A 1,357-nucleotide genomic window follows, 5' to 3' on the forward strand; every position below is an offset into this window, starting at 1 on the left:
TCTCTGGCTATTGGGCTGGTGAGGGTGGTTGCCCCCGATAGGATGGAAAAACGGGCTCTCGATTGGAACCGGGCCCAAACATCGGATGGAGGCAACCTTGAACCAATATATTGGCCTTGATGTTTCATTGAAAGACACCGCAATTTCGATCCGGGAAGACGGGAAACGGATCTGGCGGGGGAAGTGTCCTTCGGATCCCAATCTTCTCGCGCAGATGATCCGCAAAAAAGCTCCACGCGCGCAGCGCGTCGTATTCGAAACGGGACCGCTGTCGACGTGGTTCTATCACGCGCTGACGAGCGAGGGGTTGCCGGCGATCTGCATTGAAGCGCGGCACGCGCAAAAGGTATTGAACGAAACGCTCAACAAGACCGATGCCAACGATGCGGATGGTTTAGCTCAACTCGCTGAAGCAGGCTTTTACAAAGCGGTTCGCGTCAAGTCGTTTGACGCTATGTTAGCCCGCACATTGGTGGCTGCCCGCGAACAGCTCCTGAACATGTCAACGCAACTTGGCAATCAAATCCGCGGCCTGATGAAGACCTTCGGTCTGATCATCCCGAAAGCGAAGGGTCGAGTGTTTGATGGCGATGTGCGGAAGCTTTTGGATGGAAACACCGAGCTTGCGAAGATTATCTTGCCTCTTTTGGAGGCGTGGCACGATATCCGCAAGCGCGCAGCCGATCTTGGCCAACAGTTGCTTATAGTGGCACGTGGGAGCCAAGCCACGAAGTTATTGATGACAATTCCGGGGATCGGCGCGGTCACAGCGGTGTCCTACGTTACGGCAATTGAAAATCCAGAAAACTTTCGAACGTCGCGCTCGGTTGGCGCCTGGCTCGGGCTAACAACGCGGCGTTATCAGTCAGGCGAGGTCGACTATGACGGCCATATCTCGCGAAGGGGTGACAATCGTTTACGTGGGCTGCTTTACGAAGCGGCGACAGTGCTTTTGACGAGAACCAGTGCCAGGACCGAGAGCAGTCTCAAGAGTTGGGGCCTTAAGCTGCGCGAGCGACTTGGCTTCAAGCGGGCCGCTGTGGCCGTCGCCCGGAAACTCGCGGTCATCATGCACAGCATGCTCAAGACGGGAGAAGTGTTCAACGCATCGGCTGGCGCGACCATATAGGCGACGCTCAGCCTTCGTCCCTCAGCGCGCCATCTAACTTTGGTGCTGAGCGTCCCTGCTGCGGACGTGGGCAGGATCATTCCGCTTCTGGTGGCTGCAGCTCGTTGAGACTGCGCCTCGAACATTAGGAAGATCCCACCTGCGAAAACCCTTGTGCGGCGACATTTGTCGACCGCGGAGACAACCCTGCTCCCAGCACTGGATAGCTTTGACGGCACTGCACCGGCG

The 1,357-nt window shown here is 57.0% G+C and carries 1 protein-coding gene; it reads left to right on the forward strand.

All coding sequences use genetic code 11. The features are described 5' to 3' along the window. The first annotated feature begins 97 nt into the window (after positions 1-97). Positions 98-1,129, forward strand: a complete 1,032-nt coding sequence (locus C9413_RS32155) for an IS110 family transposase (protein WP_040114473.1) — start codon at positions 98-100, stop codon at positions 1,127-1,129. Positions 1,130-1,357: the final 228 nt, after the last annotated feature.

Source organism: Rhizobium sp. SEMIA 4085 (assembly GCF_013004495.1).
GTDB classification, from domain to species: Bacteria; Pseudomonadota; Alphaproteobacteria; order Rhizobiales; family Rhizobiaceae; genus Rhizobium; species Rhizobium gallicum.